This window comes from Prescottella equi (assembly GCF_002094305.1).
In the GTDB taxonomy this organism is placed as follows: domain Bacteria; phylum Actinomycetota; class Actinomycetes; order Mycobacteriales; family Mycobacteriaceae; genus Prescottella; species Prescottella equi.
In genome coordinates this window covers 47,340-67,185 of the sequence record NZ_LWTX01000002.1, presented here as the reverse complement: position 1 = coordinate 67,185, position 19,846 = coordinate 47,340, and the positions used below count along the sequence as shown (strand labels likewise).

Here is a 19,846-nt window from a genome sequence, read left to right as displayed (position 1 = left end):
TACATCCGTGACCCGGGACACCGGGAAGCCTGATCTGGCGGCGGACGCGCCGATGACCCATCCGCAGCGCATCCAGGCACTGGTGGGTCTGCTCCTCGGCATGTTCGTCGCTTTCCTGTCGTCGACGATCGTCTCCAACGCGTTGCCGACGATCATCACCGATCTGCACGGCACGCAGGACCAGTACACCTGGGTCGTCACCGCGACCCTGCTGGCCTCCACCGCGACCACGCCGATCTGGGGCAAGTTCTCGGACATGGTCAGCAAGAAGATGCTGGTCCAGCTGGCGCTGGTGATCTTCACGGTCGGCTCCGTGCTCGCCGGCCTGTCGCAGTCGGTGGCCATGCTCATCGGCGCTCGCGCCGTCCAGGGGCTGGGTCTCGGCGGCCTGCAAGCGCTGGTCGTCATCGTCATCGCAACGATGTTCAGTCCGCGTGAGCGCGGCCGCTACCAGGGCCCGATGGCCGGCGTCATGTCGATCGCGACCGTGGCCGGCCCGCTGATCGGTGGCCTCATCGTCGACACCAGCTGGCTGGGCTGGCGCTGGACGTTCTTCGTCGGCGTCCCGCTCGCGGTGATCGCGCTGTTCGTCATCCAGCGCACCCTCAACCTTCCGGTCGTGCGCAAGAACGTCGCCATCGACTACATGGGCGCCCTGTTCATCGCATCCGGTGTCAGCACGCTGCTGATCTGGGTGACGCTGGCGGGCAAGAACTTCGACTGGGCGTCGGGCGTCTCCTTCGGTCTCGTCGCGCTCGGCGTGGCGCTGCTGGCGCTCGCGATCTTCACCGAGACCAAGGCCAAGGATCCGATCATTCCGCTGCGCCTGTTCAAGGACCGCACCACCGCGCTGGCGACCCTCGCGAGCGTCGCGGTCGGCATCGCCCTCTTCGGTGGCGCGGTGTTCCTGGGCCAGTACTTCCAGATCGCCCGCGGCTACTCGCCGACGGCGGCCGGACTGCTGACGCTGCCCATGGTCATCGGATCGATGGTGTCCTCGGCGGTCTCCGGTGCGCTGATCACCAAGTTCGGCCGCTGGAAGGGCTTCATCCTCGGCGGCGCGATCATGATGACGGTCGGGTTCTTCCTGCTCTCGACGATCGACCACGCCACCAACATGGGTGTGCTCGGGGTGTTCCTGTTCGTCCTCGGCGTCGGCATGGGTCTGACCATGCAGAACCTGGTGTTGGCGGTGCAGAACACCGTGAGCCCGTCCGATCTGGGGTCGGCCAGTTCGGTGGTCTCGTTCTTCCGCTCGCTCGGCGGCGCGGCCGGCGTCTCCGTCCTCGGCGCGGTCCTCTCCAGCCACGTCTCCGACCTGACGATCAAGGGTCTGACGGCCGCAGGGGTGGACATGACCCAGGCGGGCGGATCGGGCGCCGGCCTGTCCAACCTCAAGGAACTGCCGGGCCCGATCGCGGACATCGTCCGCGGCGCCTACGGCGACGCGACCGCACGGATCTTCCTGATCTCGGGCATCGTCTCGCTGCTCAGCCTGGCCGCGATCTTCTTCATCAAGGAGGTTGCGCTCCGCACCTTCAGCGCCGACGAGCAGCGTCGGGCCGAAGCGTCCGGCGAGGACATCGACGCCGAACTGGCCGAGATCGTCCAGGGCGACCCGGTGCTGGTCGACCCGGTTCCGGCGGAGCCGGCCGAGAAGAGTCGCAGGTAGCGCACCGCAACAGGACAACGGGCCGGGTGGGCGTCGACGACGCACACCCGGCCCGCTTTCGTGTGGCACCTATCGTGGACGGCATGGCCGACACCCGATGGCAGCGTGAACGATCCGCATCCGACTCCCGCGAGTACATCGCGCGCTTCGATCGCCTCGAAGCCGACGGGACCGACCTGCACGGCGAAGCGCGCGCGGTCGACGCGATGTTGCCGCGCGACGCCCGGGTGCTCGACGCCGGTTGCGGCACAGGACGACTCGGCGCCGAACTCGCCCGCCGGGGACACCACGTGACCGCCGTCGACCTGGACCCGGTGCTGGTCGCGGAGGCGCGCAAGAAGCCCGCCCTCACCGTGCACGAGGCCGACCTCGCAACGCTGGATCTGCCGGGGGAGCGGTTCGATGCGGTCGTCGCGGCCGGAAACGTGCTGATCTTCGTCGCCCGCGGCACTGAACGGCAGGTGCTGGGGCGCATCGCCCACCACCTCGTGCCGGGCGGGATCTTCGTGACCGGGTTCGCGACCGACTACGAGTACACGGTCGACGAGTTCGACGCCGATCTCGCCGCCGTCGGCCTGGTGCGCGAGCACCGCTTCTCGACGTGGGACCTGCGGCCGTGGCACGACCGCGCCGGGTGGGCCGTCACGGTGGCCCGCAAACCTGACCTGTAACCGACATGTCGGTTTGGGCTACGGTCTCTGCCGACAGAAACGTTCGTCAGACCCAGGGGGGATCCCATGTCCGAGCCGACCTACAACACCGGGCCGTCCGAGCAGTACGGCGCACCGGCCTACCCGCAGCAGCCGTATCCGGCGGCGCCGCAGTATCCGGGCGGTCCGGTGCCCGGACAGTACGGGGGACAGCCGCAGCCGCCCGCGTCGAACGCCGGATGGGCCGTCGCGTCGATCATCTTCTTCTGGCCGCTCGCCTTCGCCGCGTTCAACCATCTGCACTCGATCTTCCCGAAGTGGTCGATGGGCGACTATCAGGGCGCGCAGTACGCGTCGGAGCGGGTCAAGACGCTCGGCAAGATCGCGCTGGGCATCTTCGTCGGCCTCGTGGTGCTGTATGTGATCTTCATGATCATCGTCTTTGCTGTGGCCGCCAACGACGTCAGTTCCGGCAGTACTTACTACCGGTGACGGGCGGCGGCGGTCGGACGCAGGCGCGGCCGACCTCCGCGCCCGCGCCGCGACGCCGTAGAATCCCTATACCGTGAGCCTTACCCTCGGAATCGTCGGCCTCCCCAACGTCGGCAAGTCGACCCTTTTCAACGCGCTGACCAAGAACGACGTGCTCGCCGCGAACTACCCGTTCGCCACGATCGAGCCCAACGTCGGCCTGGTGGAGCTGCCGGATCCGCGGCTGAACAAGCTCGCGGAGATCTTCGGTTCCGAGCGCATCCTCCCGGCGACCGTGTCGTTCGTCGACATCGCCGGCATCGTCAAGGGTGCCTCCGAGGGCGCGGGCCTGGGCAACAAGTTCCTCGCCAACATCCGTGAGGCGGACGCCATCTGCCAGGTGGTCCGCGTGTTCGCGGACGACGACGTCGTGCACGTCGACGGCCGTGTCGACCCGGCGTCGGACATCGAGGTCATCGAGACCGAGCTCGTGATCGCCGACATGCAGTCCCTCGAGAAGGCGCTGCCGCGCCTCGAGAAGGAGGCGAAGAAGAACAAGGAACTCAAGCCCCAGCACGAGGAGGCGCTCAAGGCGCAGGAGATCCTCAACGAGGGCAAGACCCTGTTCTCCGCCAAGGACAAGCTGGACTTCTCGCTGCTGCGCGAGCTGCACCTGCTCACCACCAAGCCGTTCCTGTACGTCTTCAACGCGGACGAGTCGGTGCTCACCGACGAGGCCAAGGTCGCCGAGCTGCGTGACTCCGTGGCCCCGGCCGACGCAGTCTTCCTCGACGCCAAGGTGGAGCACGAGCTGCTCGAGCTCGACGAGGACGACCGCCAGGAGATGCTCGACTCCATCGGCCAGTCCGAGCCCGGCCTGCACGCCCTCGCCCGCACCGGCTTCCACACCCTCGGCCTGCAGACGTACCTCACGGCCGGCCCGAAGGAAGCGCGCGCCTGGACGATCCACAAGGGCGACACCGCCCCGCAGGCAGCCGGCGTCATCCACACCGACTTCGAGCGCGGCTTCATCAAGGCCGAGATCGTCTCCTTCGACGACCTCGTCGAGGCCGGCTCCATGAATGCCGCCAAGTCCGCCGGCAAAGTGCGCATGGAGGGCAAGGACTACATCATGCAGGACGGCGACGTCGTGGAGTTCCGCTTCAACGTCTAGAAGCCCTGGTCGGGGGGGCTAATCTCGGCTTCCACTCAGTCTGGAGTGGAACCCGTCGGATCATCGGCATGACTTTGGCCCCCACCCTTCACTGGGTGGGGGCCAAAGTTATCGGACGCCCGCTTGGGCGCTCACGCTGCGTCGCGGGCGGGCGGGTCAGGAACCGAGCGAACCGGTCGACAGGGAGCCGAAGATGTCGAGCGACCCGAGCGACCCGAGCGACCCGAGCGAACCTGTCGGCGCCGGATCGTTCTTCGCGAAGTTGGTCGTGCAGCCGTTGAACTTGACGGCGTCGACCAGGGTCGAGGTCGCCTCGGAGCCGGTGCCGATGCTCACGCCGTAGTGGTCCACGACGGCATCCTGGTTCGCAGCCGCGATGTCCTCGAGCGGGACGAGTTCACGGTTGTGCGCGTCGGCGATGTTGGAGGTGCTCCACCACTTGCCGTCCTGCAGGTTGGCGTGGACGCCGCCCTCGGAAGTGTCTTCGGCTTCAGCGTCCGGCACCCACACAAGCGTGGTGAAGCCATTCTCGAACCGCTCATTGTCGGTAGTTCCGGTCAGTCGCAGCTGGAACGACGCGGTCGGGTGCGCTGCGCGCTCGGAGAAGCCGATCTCGTGAGCAATCGCGTCGGCGAGCTTGATGCCGCCGGCGGAGTGGTAGCTGACCGAGCGATCTTCAGGTCCCTCGACCTCGAGCTCGAGCGATCCGTCGTCGTCGAGGACTGAATCCTCGGTGTAATAGGCGACCTGCTCTACCTCGTCGTCGAACGGGATTCCCCAGCCGTTCGGGGTTGCCTCGGTGGAGAGGGCGGAACAAGCGAACCCCTCGGGGGCTTCGCTCGAGCCGAGAGAGCCTGCGGGTGCGGCGCCGGCGACTGCGGGGATGATGAGGGCGGCGGCACCGATGATTGCTGCCGTAGTTCCGACGCGGAAAGTCTTCTGGGACATGAATTCACTCACCTCATGGGAGTATCTGGGTTCGGTTTGTCCCCACGGCAGGGCAGCCGAAATGGGCCCTGCGTGGGGCTGTCTTGTGATGTGCAAGGGCCACCGCTTCGTGAACTGGTGGACTTCCCCCCCCTGTAACCCCCCGCAGGTACAGGATCGCCGCCACAATTCATGTGGTTGAACTGTTGAACGACTTGGTCGACCGTAACCAATCGGGCGATAGGAATCAACACAGGACAGGACGACCGGTATGCAAGGTCGTTGCACGCGGCCCCGGCTCCGTTCGACGTCGCAGCCTCGGCGGCTTTCAGGTGAACCGTGCGTCGTGGCGGAGTCGAGCCAGGTTATGGAAGCGACGGACGCGGGTCTCGCCACGATGCCGCGGGTGAGTCATGGAACGTTGAAGGTCCCGAATCCAGGATTGACCAGAACCTGAAAACCTCCCGGTGTGACGACCGAACCGGCGTCGGCCGTCGCGACCAGGGTTCCTCCGCCGGTGGTCGCCAGGACAGGGGCGTAACGGCACCATTCGTCCGCTGCGACTGGGCGACTGTAGTCGACCGGCACTCGTCGAAGCGCGGTCGTTCCCGAGGCGCCCGTAGCCAGGTTCAGCCATCTGACCGACAGATCGGGGCAGGAGTAACCCCGCAGCGTGACTTGCGCAGTGAAGGTGACCTCGCCGGGTGCGCCAGTGGTTGCCGACGGCGTGACGATAGTCAGATTGGGCACACAGACCCAGACGGTGAGCGTGCAGGCTGTGGCGAACCCGACTGGGACCGAAAACTCCGCCGTCGTCACCTGGGGGTCCGCGGACACTATCGCGGGTGCCCCGAGGGCGCCGAGCGCGACTACGGACGAGACTGCGCCGACGATGGCGAGTCGAGGGCAAGGCGCACGGCGCATGGCATGGACCTCCGATGTGGAACCTGCCCCGACCGCTACGGTGTCAGCGTACTTCGGGACGTTCTGCGCCGGACCCTTACGCTGCGGCTTGCCGATACATCCATTGGGCGGGGCCATGAGCATGAGTAGAGCTTGCTCGGTTGGCGGACTACGTCATATTGGGAAGAATGTCGGGATACAGTCTGTAGCAAAGGATTTCCCAATCCGAAGGCTCGCGGACGGGCCCGGACGAGTCGAGAGGGAATGGGCGGCGCCGCGCTCGTTCGGGCGCCGCGGCGCCGGAACGCCGTCGGTAACGATCTGCCAATCCCTGTGGGCGAAGCGCGACGGGGCGCGACTGCTGTCATGGATGCTGCAGAGGTGACGCTCGCCAAGCGAAGCCTTCTCGCCGTACCGATGGTGATGCTCTGTGTCGCAGGCCTGTTGGTCGCGGCATCGGGGGCCGGCGGGGCTGCGCCGCCGTCGGAGTGGCGATACACCATGGTGGCGTTCAGCAACACCAGCGCCCAGGACATGGATGTGTTCGAGTCGGGGGACGGCACCCAGTTCGAGATGGTCCGGCCGGCGGCATACCGGCCCCCGGCCGGGCTCGTGCGGGACCCGAGCATCTTCCGGAACTCCGATGGGCTGTACTACATCACGTACACGAACGGCGGCGGCGCGAGCATCGGGTTCGCACGCAGCAGTGACCGCGTCAACTGGACGCACATGGGTGACCTACCGGTTCCGTTCTGTTGCGCATTGATGCCGGGGACGGGCGACGGCACGGGGTCGGCGAGCCCGCCGGGCTCGTCCGGGTCGGCCGGCTCGGCAGACGGACCGTCGCTGTCCCCGTTCACTACGAAGGCGTGGGCGCCCGAATGGTTCGTGGACGGTGACCGTGTGAACGTCATCCTGTCGATGTCGACCGGCGGGGGATTCGTGCCGTATCTGCTGACGGCGTTGGAACCCTCGCTCCGGCAGTGGAGTCTGCCCGTGCCGCTCGCCGGGATCGGAGCCGACCACATCGACACCACCGTGGTCAAGGTGGGATCGACCTACCATGCGTTCACCAAGAACGAGGCGACCAAGGTGGTCGAGCACGCCGTCGCCCCGTCGGCGACGGGCCCCTACTCCTTCGTCCCGCCGGGAAACTGGGGGACGCTGGTGGAGGGCCCCACCGTCGTCCAGCTGCCGGACGGGGTCTGGCGGATCTACCTCGACGCCTACACCGAGGGCAAGTACCTCTACTCCGACAGCGCGGACGGGCTGGTCAGTTGGTCCCCGTTGCGCGAAATCCCGGGTCTGTCCGGGAGTGTGCGCCACTTCGGTGTGATGCGCGAGCCCGCATGAGGCAGGCGGCGGCGCAGCGATGAATCCCTGATCCGCCGTGTCTGCACCGGCCGCGCGTGCGCCGGTCTCGGTGTGATCGGGGTTACGCTCGCTCGGCGACTGCCGTCGGCGAGGATCGGTCGGGTTCGAGGCGCCGCTCCGGCGCGACAGCGCGCCGAACGTGTGGTTCCATGCCGTACGAGTGGAAGTCCGGGCACCCCTGTGTCCACCGCGACACGGTGATCGGAGGAATGGGACGGAATGACAGCTTCCGAAAGCGATGCACTGTTCCGGACTCTTCTGGAATCCGCCCAGCGGCTGTCGTTCGACTCGAGAAGTCCGCTGGTCTACGCGCCCGAACCCGGAGACGACGACCGACACGGCATGACCCCGCAGTGGTCACCGCTCTACGGGACCCCGCTGTGGGACAGCATGTCCGAGACGGAGCGCGTGCGGCTCACCCGGTGCGAGGTCGCACATTTCCTGGGCATCGGCATCTGGCTCGAGGTGGGCCTGCAGGTGGCCCTGCTGCGGGCGAGTCACAGCGCCGATCCGGGGCGATCCGACGTCAAGTTCCTCCTCAACGAATGCGCCGACGAGAACCTGCACTCGTTGATGTTCGCCAACGCCATCGAGAGCATCGGGTCCCACTTCTATCCGCGCGACCGCATGCTCGACTTCTTCGGTTGGCTGTTCCGTCACCTCGCCTGGGACGAGGTCGCGTACGGGATCGTGCTCGCCGGCGAAGAGGTGTTCGACGTCATGCAACGCGACTGGATGAACAGCGACGACGTCGCTGCGCCCATCCGCCGGGCCGCCTACATCCACGTCGTCGAAGAGTCCAGGCACATGGCGTTCGCGCGTAGGAAGATCCGCGACCGACTGGTGGGGCGCACCCGATTCCGGCGGTTCGTCAGCACCCTGATCATCGCGGCCGGTATGCACCTGATCGCGCGGAGTCTGATCAACCGCCGGGTGTACGAGGATCTCGGCCTCGACTGGGATGTCGTGAAAGCGAACATCGATGGGAACGAACACCATCGGATGATGTTCCGGAGGGCCGCGGAGCCGTTCGTCGAGTTCCTGAGCCGAGAAGGGCTGCTGAATTCCGGCGCTCGATGGATCTACCGCAAGTCGCATCTTCTCTGACTAGGAGTCGTCGTGGCCCACGTCATCCTGGGGCATTGCTGCAAGGACGCGTCGTGCGTGCGGGTGTGTCCACAGAACTGCATCCACCCCGCGCCCGGCGAGGACGGCTTCGCGTCCACCGAGACGCTCTACATCGACCCCGACTCGTGTATCGACTGCACCGCCTGTGTCGACGCCTGCCCGGCGTCGGCCGTCAAATCGGAGCACGTGCTGACCCCGGCCGAGCTCCCGTACGCCGCGCGTAACAGGGAATTCTTCGCGCAGGCGTCCGCGGCGACGCGCACCCGGTCCCGCCTCGTCCTCGAGCTGCCGCTGACCGGCCCGGACGACCGGCTCGACGTCGCCGTCGTCGGGGCGGGTGCGGCCGCGATGTACACCGTCCGGGAACTCCTGCAGCGGTCGTCGTCGATCCGCGTCACCGTCTACGAGCAATACGACACCGTCGGGGGCCTGTTGTACCGGGGTGTGTCCCCGGACCACGTCGGCGTGCGTGACATGATCCAGCTCTTCGACGTGCCCTTCGGTGACGACCGCGTCACGGTCGTGACCGAAACCGAAGTGGGCGTAGATATCTCGATCGACGAGCTGTGGAAGGGCTACGACGCCGTGGTCCTCGCCTGCGGTGCCTCCCAGCCGCGCCGAATCGGCGCCGGCGGCGCCGGCGACGGGATCCACCAGGCCATCGACATTCTGGTCGCCGAGAACTGCGGCCCACACCAGCCGCCCGCGCCCGCCGGACCCAGGTGCATCGTGATCGGAGCGGGCAACGTCGCCTTCGACGTCGCCCGGTGGGTCGCGAAGACCCGTCACCGGGTGCCCGCGAACGATCGGGTCCGAGAACTGGTGATCCTGTCCCGGTCGGCGCCCGACGGCGCAGCCTTCACGGCGTCCGCGTTCCACGAGCTGCTCCACCTCGAGGACACCGAGGTGCTGATCGACCGAGGCGGTAGCGCGCCGCCCGCCGACGCCGACAGACCGCTGCTCCGCGCGTTGTCGCACCTGCCCGCGATCGACGTGGGCGAATCGCCCGACCCTCCGGCCGGCGACCGCCCCCTGCGAATCGTCCTGTCGTTCGGACAGGACGCGGCCGACCTCGTGAAGACCGAGCCCGGTGCCGTCGCGGTCACCACGACCGCGGGACGGACCTTTTACGCACACTCCGCGATCTGCGCCATCGGCTTCACCACCAAAGCGATCGACGGCGTCCCGCTGGGCGCCGGCGGCGTCGTCCCCAACCGTCGAGGACAGGTGATCTCCCACGAGACCGGCGAGCCGCTCGACGGACTGTACGTGGTCGGCTGGGCTAAACGAGGCGCGTCCGGCGGTGTCGGTGACAACCGAGGGTGTGCGGCCGAGACCGTCAGCCAGCTCGCTGCGGATCTGCGCTCGCGGACACAGGCGCCTCGCTCAATGTCCGCCCGGTGACGAACCGCCGAGGCGCACCGTACAGCGGATCCGTGAATTCCAGCTCCCGCGCGAGCAATTGGAGCGGGAGGGAATGATCGTCCGGCTCCTCGGGCAGGAGGTCCGGGTACCAGCTGTCGCCGAGGATTCCGGCGCCGAGCGCCGCCAGGTGCACCCGCAGCTGATGCATGCGTCCGGTGTGCGGACGCAGGATCGTATGCAGCACAGTCCGGCCCGACGCGCTCACGCCGGTTCCGTGCACCTCGATCAGCGTCTCGGAGTTCGGGGGCCGCGACGGGTCGACGGCGACGCGGAGCTCGCCGCGCCGGGCCTCGATGTGGTTGCGGTACAGCACGGGCACGGGGTGTCCGCCCAGCGCCGGGGCATCCGGCTTCCAGGCGGGCGGTAGAGCCGAGACGGCTTCGTACACCTTCGTGACTCGACGCTTCTCGAACAGGGACTGGTAGGCGCCGCGTGTTGCGGGGCGAGCCGAGAACATCACCAGCCCGGCGGTCGCGCGGTCGAGTCGATGGATCGGTGTCAGATCCGGATTGTCCAGGCGCGTGCGCAACCGCACCAGCGCCGACTCGCGCAGGTATCGCCCACCCGGGGTGGTCGGCAGGAAGTGCGGCTTGTCGATCACGACGAGGTCGTCGTCGACGTGGACGATCTCCTCACGGAAGGGGATTGGTTCCTCCGTGGGCAAGTCGCGGTAGTACCAGATGAACACGTGCTCGCCGAGCCTCGTGCCGCGTCGGATCGGGACCCCGCCCGGGCCCACGATCTCGCCGGCGTCGAACCGGCGGTGCAGGTCGTCGGCGTCCATGTGGTCGAACCGCGCCACGACGTACTCGGCGATCGTCGCCCACGGCCCGGACGTCGGGACGCGCAGTCGCGTCGGTCCGACCCCGTTCCGGACGGGCAGCGGTGAGGGCATCGGCACGTGCCCCATCATCCCACCGGCGCGGGCCCGGTATCGCGGTGGGCCGGGGCATCAGCCCAGTGCGAGGCTGGTGCCTCACGTGGGCGGCGTCCGGTTCGACGCTACTCGCAGGCGATCCCGTCGTTGTCGCGGTCGAGCTTGCTGCTGTAACCGGGCTGCCCGGCGTAGATCGGGGCGGCGCCGGCCGCCCGGGCCGCAGCGCAGTTGGCGTAGTACACGGTCTCGGCGCGGGGTGCCACGGGCGCCACCGCGGGCGCCGGTTCCGGTGCCTGCTGTCGGACGGCGGCGGTGACCGGCGGCGCGGGCGGCGTCGGAGTGGTCGACGGCAGTGCACGCGCCGAGGTGGCTCCGAGGGGAGCCGCGCCGCAGTCGCCGAGAACCCGGGCGATCGCGTCCTTCTCGGCCTGGGTCACCCACAGCCCGTACGCGGCTTTCACCTCGACCTGCCGGGACACGTACGTGCAGCGGTAAGCCTTGTTCGGTGGCAGCCACGTCGCAGCGTCTCCGTCGCCCTTCTGCCCATTGGTGGGACCGTCGACGGCCTGGAGATTGCGCGGGTCGTTCGCCAGGTTGCGGCGGGCCGTCTCGTCCAGCTGCTGGGCACCCTTCTGCCAGGCGTCGGACAACGCGACGACGTGATCGACCTGCACGGCGTTCGACGTGCCCTCTCCCCGAACGAACTCGATGGTCCTGCCCGTGTACACGTCGTCGAGGGTTCCCGTCAGGACCGTGCAGTTGTTCGATCCGGGTTTGACGGTGATATCGACCAGATCGCGACGCAGGATGTCGTTGCGAGTGTCGCAGCCGTTGTGGCCACCGGCGACGGTCACGTCGTCGGACCACGCCTGACCGAAAAGCGCTCGGTCGTAGCCGGTCTTGGGTGCCCGGCCTTTCACCGGCAACGTCTCGAGTGCGGCGAGGGCTGTTGTCGCGGCATCGGAGGTCATTGCAGCCACGGGGGTGGCGGCGCGCGTCGTCGACTTTGCTGCAGGAGTCGTCGTCGACGGTGAAGCGCTCGGCACCGTCAGCGTGTTCCCGGCGGAGTCGCTACTCCCGCAGGCGGCCAGTGATGCGGCGACGGTGGCGGCGACGGCAGCGCCGAGAAGCGTCGAACGCACGCGGTGGGCGAACGGCAGCGGCCGACACGATTTCAGGTGGAGGGGAGCGGGCACGATTGTTCCTTCGGCGGAGCAGGGGTCGGCGTCACGCATCGACGTGGGTGGGAGTTGTCGCGTGATGTCCGATATGGGCACGAATGGCAATGTCTACCAAAACGATCAGCCCGCGGGTGGTGCTGTGGCGGAGTGAGTCTCAGCTGGTCTCCGCCGCCGGGCGCGACTTCCACCACGACCAGGCAGCGGTGACGATGATCGCGCCCGCGAGCGAGCCGATGATGCCGCTGGGACGCAGTGCGAGGCCGTCACCGGCGAACAGGCTGATGACCAGACCGCCGACGAACGAGCCGCCGACTCCCGCGGCGCAGGCCAGACCCCAGTCGATGCCCGACTTGGACTTGCCGACGATCAGCTGGGCGACGGCGCCGACGAGCAGTCCGAACAGGATGATCCCGATGATCAGCATGGCCGGAGTATGGCAGTTCGGTGACCTGCCTGTCCCGAATATGCCGTATCCCGAGCGGATCGACGTCGGGTGATCGAAAACCTTGAACTCCCTGCACAGCGACGGAAAGCGTGGGGGCGTCCCGCTCGCATCCGTTGACGGTCGCACCGGCCTCTCCGAGGATTCTCGGCATGACCCACGGCAGCGTCGACCTCCTGGCCCGCCGGCACGCCTTCTCGGCCTGCTGCGCGTGTGTGCCCTGTCCGCGTTCCTGTTGATCTCACCGGTCGCGTATCCACGCCAGGCCGATTCTCCGCACCCGCCGGTCGTCCCGAGTCGGCCCGGGTTTCTCGCGCACTCCTCACGTACTCATCGGAGGTCTTCATGCGTCGTTCGACGCGAGCACGTTTCGTTCTGACCGCCGTGACGGCGGTCGTGGCCCTCACGATCGGGGCCTGCAGCAGTTCCGGCGCATCCGAGGCGTCGGACACCGCGGGTGACCCGCAGTCCGACGTCACCCTGCGTATCGGTGACCAGGTCAAGAGCACGCAGTCGCTGCTCGAGGCCGCCGGCGCGCTCGACGGGCTCGACTACAAGATCGAGTGGTCGACGTTCGAGGCCGGTCCGCCGCTGTTGGAGGCTTTGGGCGCCAACAAGATCGATGCGGGTGGCACGGGTGACGTGCCTCCGGTGTTCGCACAGGCGAACGGCAACTCCGGACGCATCGTGGCGGTGCAGGCACGGACCGGGGCCAACGACTTCCTGCTCGTACCCGCGAACTCGACGGCCTCGTCCATCGCGGACCTGAAGGGCAAGAAGATCGCGGTCACGCAGGGCTCGAGCTCGCACGGTCTCGTACTCGGACTTCTCGATCAGGCCAAGTTGCCGGTCTCGGACTTCCAGTTCCAGTTCCTCGGTCCCGCCGACGCCTTGAGCGCTTTCACGGCCGGCCAGGTCGACGCGTGGGCGGTATGGAATCCCTACGCCACGATCGGCAAGAACACCGCCGGCGCCAAGATCATCGCGGACGGCCGTGAGGTGACCACCGGACAGTCGTACTTCTCGGCTGCCTCGGAGGCCCTGGCCGATCCGAAGAAGTCGGCGGCGCTGGCCGACTTCTTCGAACGACTGGCCCGCGCGCAGGTGTGGGCGGACGCGCATCCCGAGGCATGGGTGCCGATCTTCGCGAAGCTGACCAAGCTGCCGGAGGATGTCGCCGCGGCGTCGTTCGACACGTCCAAGGGTTCGTACGTTCCCATCGACGACCAGCGGATCGCGAAGCAGCAGAAGCTGATCGACTTGTTCACCGCTGCGGGACTCGTGAAGCAGGCACCGGTCGCCGGTGACTGGTTCGACGCCCGGTTCAATGCGCAGATCCAGGCGGGCGCGAAATGACCGCCGTACTGGCGAAGGGTCTGCCGGAGGCCGCAGCGACGGACTCCACCGCCCCGGGTCGCCCGCAACAGCCGCGGCGTTCGTGGACGCCTGTGCTCCGCCTGATCTCCCCGCTGGTGCTGTTGGTGCTGTGGCAGGTGCTCAGCAGCGCCGGGATCGTCTCGGACAAGACACTCGCATCGCCCGCGCAGGTGGTCGCCGCCGCCGCGGAACTGTGGTCCGACGGCAGCCTGCAGGATGCACTGGCCGTCTCACTGCAGCGGGTCCTGCTCGGCGCCGTGCTCGGAATCCTGGTCGCCGTGCTCCTCGGTGTGCTGGCCGGGTTCTCCCGGATCGTGGAACTCGCGATCGACCCCCCGATCCAGATGCTGCGAACAGTGCCCTTCCTGGGGCTGATCCCCCTGTTCATCATCTGGTTCGGCATCGGTGAGCAGCCCAAGGTGTTCCTGGTGGCACTCGGCGTGCTGTTCCCGCTCTACCTCAATCTGTTCGCCGGCATCCGGAGCATCGACGGCAAACTGATCGAGGCGGCGGAGACCCTCGGGCTGAACAAATTCCAGCTGGCACTCCACGTGGTCCTGCCCGGTGCGCTGCCGCAGGCACTGACCGGACTGCGGATGTCGCTCGGCGTCGCGTGGCTCGCGCTCATCGTCGCCGAACAGATCAACGCCGACGCGGGCCTCGGCTACCTGATCAACAACGCCCGCATCTATTTCCGCATCGACATCGTCATCTTCGGTCTGCTCGTCTACGCGTTCCTCGGTCTCGCGACCGACGCGATCGTGCGGGCCCTGGAGGGAAGGCTGCTGACATGGCGCAAGACGTACCAGGGCGCGTGAGCGACGACGTCGTCACCGCCCGCGGCGTGCGGCGGGTGTTCGGATCGGACGTGGTGCTCGACGGCATCGACCTGACGCTGCGCCGCGGCGAGATCGTCGCGCTCGTGGGACGGAGTGGGTCGGGCAAGTCGACACTGCTGCGCACGGTCGCGGGATTGGACCGCGGCCACGAGGGGCGCATCGCCGTGGACGGCTCGGTCGCCGTCGCGTTCCAGGAGCCGCGTCTGTTGCCGTGGAAGCGGGTGCACCGCAACGTCTCCCTCGGACTGCCCGACGGCGACGGCAAGCGGCGGGCGATCGAGGCACTCGGCGAGGTGAACCTCGGGCACCGGGTCGACGCCTGGCCGCTCACCCTCTCCGGGGGCGAGGCGCAGCGGGTCTCGCTGGCCCGCGCGCTGGTCCGTGAGCCGGACCTGCTGCTGCTCGACGAGCCGTTCGGCGCGCTCGACGCGCTCACCCGGATCACGGCCTACGAGTTGCTCATCCGCCTGTGGCGGCGACACGGATTCGCCGTCCTGCTCGTCACCCACGACGTGGAGGAGGCGGTCCTGCTCGCCGACCGGGTGCTCGTTCTCGACGGCGGACGGATCGCGCACGACGTGTCCGTGACGGCGCCGCGTCCACGACAACGCGCGCACCCGGAGGTCGTCGCCCTCCGCAAACAAGTACTCGCCCATCTCGGTGTTCTCGAAGGGATTTCGGCATGACCCTGCACTTCCACTGGTATCTGCCCACGAACGGGGACGGGCGGGAGGTGATCGGCGCACTCGAACCCCGGGAGGCGTCGGGACGGGCATCCGAGTTCCGTCCGGCGTCGCTCGACTATCTGACGCTCGTGGCGAAGACCGCCGAACAGCTCGGATTCGAGGCGGTGCTCACGCCCACCGGATCGTGGTGCCCCGACGCCTGGATCACCACGGCCGCACTCATCCGGGAGACACGGAACCTGAAGTTCCTGGTCGCATTTCGGCCCGGTCTGATCACCCCGACGCTGGCGGCACAGCAGGCGGCCGCGTTCCAGCAGCTGTCGGGAGGTCGTCTGCTGCTCAACATCGTCACCGGCGGTGATGCCGAGGAGCAGCGCCGCTTCGGTGACTTCCACTCCAAGGAGGAGCGGTACGAGCGGACGGGTGAGTTCCTCGACATCGTGCGCGGGGCGTGGGGCAGTGCGCCGTACGACTTCTCCGGCAAGTACTACACGGTCGAGGGCGCGGCGGCGTTCCCGACGCCGTCCCCAGCGCCGGGGGTCTTCTTCGGCGGCGCCAGTGAACCGGCGCTCGACGTCGCGGCGAAGCATGTCGACACGTACCTCACCTGGACGGAGCCGCCGGCGAAGGTGGGGGCACTGATCGACGACGTGCGCCGCCGCGCCGCCGCTCACGGGCGGACGCTGAGCTTCGGCATCCGCGCCCACGTGATCGCGCGGGACACGACCGAGGAGGCGTGGGCCGAGGCCGACAAGCTCGTCGGCCGGATCAGTCCCGCCCAGATCGAGCTGGCCAGGGCCCGGCTGGCACAGAGTGAGTCCGAGGGACAGCGGCGCCAGCTCGGACTCAGCGCGGACCTGCGGAACCTCGAGGTGTATCCGGGGCTGTGGGCGGGCTTCGGCCTGGTTCGTGGTGGTGCCGGCACCGCGCTGGTCGGCAGCCACGAAGAGGTGGCGTCGTTGATCCAGGAGTACGCGGCGGTGGGCGTCGAGCACTTCGTGCTCTCGGGCCAGCCGCACATCGAGGAGGCGTACTGGTTCGCGGAGGGGGTGCGGCCGATCCTGTCCAGGCGGGGGCTGCTGCACGTCGCGTGACGTCCGGAAAACCGTTTGTCCGTCCGCGGCACCGGTCGTATCGTGGCGGCAGTTAGCCGCCCGAACGATCGAAGGAGTCGGCCCGTGGATCCGATCACCGAAGGCGACCTGAGGGCGTCGTTCGTCAACTGTTCCAAAGGGGACGCCAAGCGCCTGCCCGCTCCGCGCGACCTGGACGATCGGCCCTGGGATGACCTGGACTTCCTCGGCTGGACGGACCCGGCTTTCCCGGGGCGCGGCTACCTGGTCGTGCCCCGGGCGGACGGCCCGGTCGGTGTCGCCATGCGGTTCGAACCCAACGGTTCCGGCAAATCCCAGATGTGCGCGATCTGCCTCACCACCCACACCCGCGGTGGTATCGCGCTCATGACAGCGAACAAGGTCGGCGAGTCGGGACGCGCGGGCAACTCGGTGGGCATCTACATGTGCATCGACCTGGCCTGCCCGCTGTACGCGCGCGGCCGGAAGAAGCCCGCGCTGGGCAGCCGGTACCGCGAGGACCTCAGCCCGGAGGAGAAGACCGAGCGTGTGCGGGCCAACATCGACGCGTTCGTCGATCGCCTCTACACCTGACGGCGCGGGATCAGCCGGGTAGCGCCAGACCGAAGTCGACGCTGCCGTCGGGATTGACGTCGTAGACCTCGATCCCCTCGGCGACGTTCGCGCCGTCCGTTCCCGTCGACACCGCGATCTTGTTGCACGCGTTACGCAGCAGATCGATCACGAGCTCGACGGCCTCGGCGGGGGAGAAGTGCGTGCGGACGTCGGCCACCACCTGCGGATCGATGCGAGCGGGCTGCCAGATCAAGGCGTCGGCGAACTCGAGCGCAGCCTTGTGCCGCGGCGACAACCCGCTGCGCCGGAAGTCGTCGATCTCGTCGTACAGTTCCTCGCGGCCGCCGGCCATCATCGCGGTCCGATTGCGCAGCGACTTGCACAGACGACAATTGTGCTGCCGGGCCTGATAGAGGCGCACCACCTCGGTGGTCACCGGGTCCAGTTCACGTACCCGTGCGATCTCGACGAGGGTGCGCTGGATCAGCGGCCACGGTTCGCCGGCGGTGTCCCACTCGACGGGGACCGTCCACCCCGGTTCGGACGCCGAGAACAGCGCGTCGAGGCCGGCCCGCGCCCGCGGCACCCAGTCGGCGACGTACAGCAATTGGACGAATCTGCCGGTGTCCGCACCGATCGCGGTGGTCAACGAGGCACGCTGGGCATCGTCGATCATCGACACGTCCACCGAGAATTGCTCGGCGAACTCCAGCGAGGCACCGGTGAGGTCGTCGGCGATCCGTGCGGGCGCCGGCAGCGGCGGAAGTGACAGGGTCCGCGCGCACACCACTCGGGTGCCGGCGGCGAGATCGGTGGGAGCGGTCGCGACGATGCGATCGAGCGTCGACGCCACCTCGGGAGCGAAGTGGCGCAGGGCAGAAGCCCCGCTGTGGTGTGCCCAGTCGTCGTGCTCGGTCATGTCTGTCACCGTCCTCGCATGTGTTGTCCGCCGCGGTCCATTGAACGCTGCCGGAGGGTAATTCGCTTGCCCTGTCCCGAAATCGCTCTACGGTTGGAATATCGAACAATTGATCGGACAGCGGCGTGGGCGATCCCCGTGTCGTTCGTCCCCGACCGGAGCAGGACAGTGAGCCCCACCGAGCACGACCACAACCTCGTGAACTTCGCCAGCCACATCGACGACGGAACCCTCGCGCAGGCGCGGGAGACCGCGTCCATGCCGTTCGTGTACCCGCACATTGCACTGATGCCGGACGCGCACTTCGGCAAAGGTTCGGCGGTGGGAACGGTGATTCCCACCCGCGGAGCAGTGATCCCGGCGGCGGTCGGTGTCGACATCGGATGCGGAATGATCGCCGCGCGAACGCAGTTCGGCCTGGTCGACATCGAGCGTGGCGGCGGTGCGGGACGAACGCTGCATACGCTGCGCCTGGGTGTCGAGCGCGCGATCCCGCTGTCTCCGGGCAATTACAACCTGACCGCGTCGCTCGGGAAGTGGTTCGCGGAGCCCAAGATCGCCGAACTCGAGGAGCGGGCGGCGCGCGACGGCGTCGATCTGTCGCACTCCCCGAAGTGGCGTGAGCAGTTGGGTTCGCTGGGCGGCGGCAACCACTTCATCGAACTGTGCCTCGACGAGGAGGATCGGGTCTGGTTGTTCCTGCACTCCGGTAGTCGTGGGGTGGGGAACAAGATTGCACAGAAGCACATCGCGATCGCCCAGAAGCTCTGCCGGACATGGCACATCGGGTTGCCCAACCGGGATCTCGCCTACCTGGCGGAGGGTGCGCCCGAGTTCTGGGCGTACATCCGGGAACTGCGTTGGGCGCAGCGGTTCGCGCTGCTGAACCGCGCGGAAATGATGGATCGGTTCGCCGAAGTGTTCGGCGAGTGGATCGGCGCGCCGGTGGTGGAGGAAGAGCGGATCAACTGTCACCACAACTACACCGAGCAGGAAGAGCACTACGGAGAGACGGTGTGGCTCACCCGCAAGGGGGCGGTGGACGCGCACGAGGGCGTGGACGCGGTCATTCCGGGGTCGATGGGCACCCGGTCCTACGTGGTCCGGGGAAAGGGCGATGCGCGCGGGCTGTGCTCCGCCCCGCACGGCGCCGGCCGTCGATTCTCCCGGACGCAGGCCCGCAAGCGGTTCACCGTGGCGGACCTGGCCGACCGGATGAAGGGGATCGAGTACCGGCACGGCGCCGAGTGGATCGACGAGATCCCGGACGCCTACAAGGACATCGACGTCGTCATGGACGACGCTCGAGATCTCGTGGAGGTCCGGCACACGCTGCGGCAGATCCTCAACGTGAAGGGCACCTGATCGGTCCGTGGAAGCAGCGACACCCCGGGATCTGTCCCGGGGTGTCGCCGCGAACGGGTGTCGCGCTCAGCTGAAATCGAGGGTGCTGCCGAAATTCAGGAGGTTGCCGATCGGTCCGATCAGAAACGGGAACAGCGAGACGAGGTTGAGGTTCATCGTGGGCCTTTCCAGGGCGAGACCGGTCGACAAGGTCGTTATGCGCCCGAAATATAGCCGAGGGTCGGCCCGGACCACGGCGTTTTGCGGAAAGTGATCTGGACGATCGTCCAGCAGTCGCGCGCGGTGGGTCAGGAGGGTTGCGCGAGCAACGCGTCGAGGGCGGCGAAGCTCGCGTTCATACCCGCCTCCATGCCGGACTGCATCATGCCGTCGCGGTCCTCGGGCGTCATGAACATCGAATCCATCACCAGCTTGGTGCGGCCGTCACCGAGATCGACGAACTCGATCGTCTCGACCGAGACGTGGGTCGGCATGCCGTCCCACTCGAACGACCAGATGATGCGCTCACCCGGCGTCACCTCCCGGAATCGCCCCTCGAATCCGGCCGCACCGCCCTCGTGGTGTTCGACGAAGCGCCAATGCCCACCGCGCCCCAGTTCCCACTTCTCGACGTCGAGCCGGTTGCCGCGCCCCCACCACCTGGCGATGAGATCCGGTTCGGTGTAGGCGGCCCACACGCGGTCGCGTGGCGCCCCGACTACGCGTTCGATGTGCACGCCTCGGTCACCCGTGGTGGCAACTGTGGCGGTTTCTGTCCGGTCGGTCATCGATCCTCCGTCGGTGTCTG

The 19,846-nt window shown here is 67.8% G+C and carries 20 protein-coding genes; 13 read left to right on the top strand and 7 right to left on the bottom strand.

The features are described from left to right. Positions 1-52 precede the first annotated feature (52 nt). From A6I89_RS05895 to ychF, 4 genes are all read left to right on the top strand, one after another. Positions 53-1,672: an MDR family MFS transporter gene (locus tag A6I89_RS05895; RefSeq protein WP_462362598.1), complete on the top strand. Its 1,620-nt coding sequence runs from the start codon at positions 53-55 to the stop codon at positions 1,670-1,672. 83 nt (positions 1,673-1,755) lie between these two features. Then, positions 1,756-2,343: a class I SAM-dependent DNA methyltransferase gene (locus A6I89_RS05890; protein ID WP_044990681.1), complete on the top strand. Its 588-nt coding sequence runs from the start codon at positions 1,756-1,758 to the stop codon at positions 2,341-2,343. A 66-nt stretch (positions 2,344-2,409) separates the two neighbouring features. Beyond that, a complete protein-coding gene (locus tag A6I89_RS05885; protein WP_022594750.1) occupies positions 2,410-2,814 on the top strand; it encodes a CD225/dispanin family protein in 405 nt (134 codons plus the stop codon). A gap of 73 nt (positions 2,815-2,887) precedes the next feature. Then, a complete protein-coding gene (gene ychF, locus A6I89_RS05880) occupies positions 2,888-3,967 on the top strand; it encodes a redox-regulated ATPase YchF (protein WP_005514607.1) in 1,080 nt (359 codons plus the stop codon). A gap of 156 nt (positions 3,968-4,123) precedes the next feature. On the opposite strand, the gene A6I89_RS05875 is transcribed toward ychF, so the two are convergent. Together A6I89_RS05875 and A6I89_RS24790 are read right to left on the bottom strand one after the other, a co-directional pair. Further along, positions 4,124-4,915, bottom strand: a complete 792-nt coding sequence (locus A6I89_RS05875) for a hypothetical protein (protein ID WP_022594751.1) — start codon at positions 4,913-4,915, stop codon at positions 4,124-4,126. 390 nt (positions 4,916-5,305) lie between these two features. Continuing rightward, entirely contained in the window at positions 5,306-5,713 is a 408-nt protein-coding gene (locus A6I89_RS24790) for a hypothetical protein (protein ID WP_080668376.1), read from the bottom strand. Positions 5,714-6,163: 450 nt separating this feature from the next. On the opposite strand from A6I89_RS24790, the gene A6I89_RS05865 reads away from it, so the two are divergent. The 3 genes from A6I89_RS05865 to A6I89_RS05855 all read left to right on the top strand — a co-directional run bounded on the left by A6I89_RS05865 (position 6,164) and on the right by A6I89_RS05855 (position 9,703). Then, positions 6,164-7,150, top strand: coding sequence for a glycoside hydrolase family 43 protein (locus A6I89_RS05865; RefSeq protein WP_044990683.1), 987 nt, complete (start codon positions 6,164-6,166; stop codon positions 7,148-7,150). Between the two features lie 240 nt (positions 7,151-7,390). After that, positions 7,391-8,278 (top strand): AurF N-oxygenase family protein, encoded by an 888-nt coding sequence (locus A6I89_RS05860; RefSeq protein ID WP_005514603.1) that lies wholly within the window; start codon positions 7,391-7,393, stop codon positions 8,276-8,278. A 12-nt stretch (positions 8,279-8,290) separates the two neighbouring features. Then, entirely contained in the window at positions 8,291-9,703 is a 1,413-nt protein-coding gene (locus A6I89_RS05855) for an FAD-dependent oxidoreductase (protein ID WP_022594754.1), read from the top strand. Here the strand turns inward: A6I89_RS05855 and A6I89_RS05850 are convergent. The 3 genes from A6I89_RS05850 to A6I89_RS05840 all read right to left on the bottom strand — a co-directional run bounded on the left by A6I89_RS05850 (position 9,639) and on the right by A6I89_RS05840 (position 12,206). After that, entirely contained in the window at positions 9,639-10,637 is a 999-nt protein-coding gene (locus A6I89_RS05850) for a pseudouridine synthase (RefSeq protein ID WP_044990661.1), read from the bottom strand. The two genes, A6I89_RS05855 and A6I89_RS05850, sit on opposite strands and share 65 nt — an antisense overlap. An 89-nt stretch (positions 10,638-10,726) precedes the next feature. Then, complete coding sequence (locus A6I89_RS05845; protein WP_022594756.1) at positions 10,727-11,797, bottom strand: GmrSD restriction endonuclease domain-containing protein; 1,071 nt, start codon at positions 11,795-11,797, stop codon at positions 10,727-10,729. A gap of 139 nt (positions 11,798-11,936) precedes the next feature. Next, a complete protein-coding gene (locus tag A6I89_RS05840; protein WP_005514598.1) occupies positions 11,937-12,206 on the bottom strand; it encodes a GlsB/YeaQ/YmgE family stress response membrane protein in 270 nt (89 codons plus the stop codon). A gap of 363 nt (positions 12,207-12,569) precedes the next feature. Here A6I89_RS05840 and A6I89_RS05835 point away from each other — a divergent pair, with 363 nt between their 5' ends. From A6I89_RS05835 to A6I89_RS05815, 5 genes are all read left to right on the top strand, one after another. Next, a complete protein-coding gene (locus tag A6I89_RS05835; protein ID WP_022594757.1) occupies positions 12,570-13,580 on the top strand; it encodes an ABC transporter substrate-binding protein in 1,011 nt (336 codons plus the stop codon). After that, entirely contained in the window at positions 13,577-14,419 is an 843-nt protein-coding gene (locus A6I89_RS05830; protein ID WP_005514595.1) for an ABC transporter permease, read from the top strand. The genes A6I89_RS05835 and A6I89_RS05830 overlap by 4 nt, the downstream gene beginning before the upstream one ends. After that, positions 14,392-15,126: an ABC transporter ATP-binding protein gene (locus tag A6I89_RS05825; protein WP_005514594.1), complete on the top strand. Its 735-nt coding sequence runs from the start codon at positions 14,392-14,394 to the stop codon at positions 15,124-15,126. Before A6I89_RS05830 ends, A6I89_RS05825 begins: the two co-directional genes overlap by 28 nt. Next, entirely contained in the window at positions 15,123-16,220 is a 1,098-nt protein-coding gene (locus tag A6I89_RS05820) for an LLM class flavin-dependent oxidoreductase (protein ID WP_005514593.1), read from the top strand. Before A6I89_RS05825 ends, A6I89_RS05820 begins: the two co-directional genes overlap by 4 nt. Before the next feature lie 84 nt (positions 16,221-16,304). Further along, on the top strand, positions 16,305-16,793 hold the full coding sequence (locus A6I89_RS05815) for an FBP domain-containing protein (protein ID WP_022594759.1): 489 nt from the start codon (positions 16,305-16,307) through the stop codon (positions 16,791-16,793). 10 nt (positions 16,794-16,803) lie between these two features. Here the strand turns inward: A6I89_RS05815 and A6I89_RS05810 are convergent, their stop codons facing one another. After that, complete coding sequence (locus tag A6I89_RS05810; RefSeq protein ID WP_022594760.1) at positions 16,804-17,694, bottom strand: carboxymuconolactone decarboxylase family protein; 891 nt, start codon at positions 17,692-17,694, stop codon at positions 16,804-16,806. Positions 17,695-17,862: 168 nt separating this feature from the next. Between A6I89_RS05810 and A6I89_RS05805 the strand changes: the two genes are divergently transcribed. Further along, positions 17,863-19,059 (top strand): RtcB family protein, encoded by a 1,197-nt coding sequence (locus A6I89_RS05805; RefSeq protein ID WP_022594761.1) that lies wholly within the window; start codon positions 17,863-17,865, stop codon positions 19,057-19,059. A 287-nt stretch (positions 19,060-19,346) separates the two neighbouring features. Here A6I89_RS05805 and A6I89_RS05800 read toward each other — a convergent pair whose 3' ends face one another. Next, on the bottom strand, positions 19,347-19,826 hold the full coding sequence (locus tag A6I89_RS05800; protein ID WP_022594762.1) for an SRPBCC family protein: 480 nt from the start codon (positions 19,824-19,826) through the stop codon (positions 19,347-19,349). Positions 19,827-19,846: the final 20 nt, after the last annotated feature.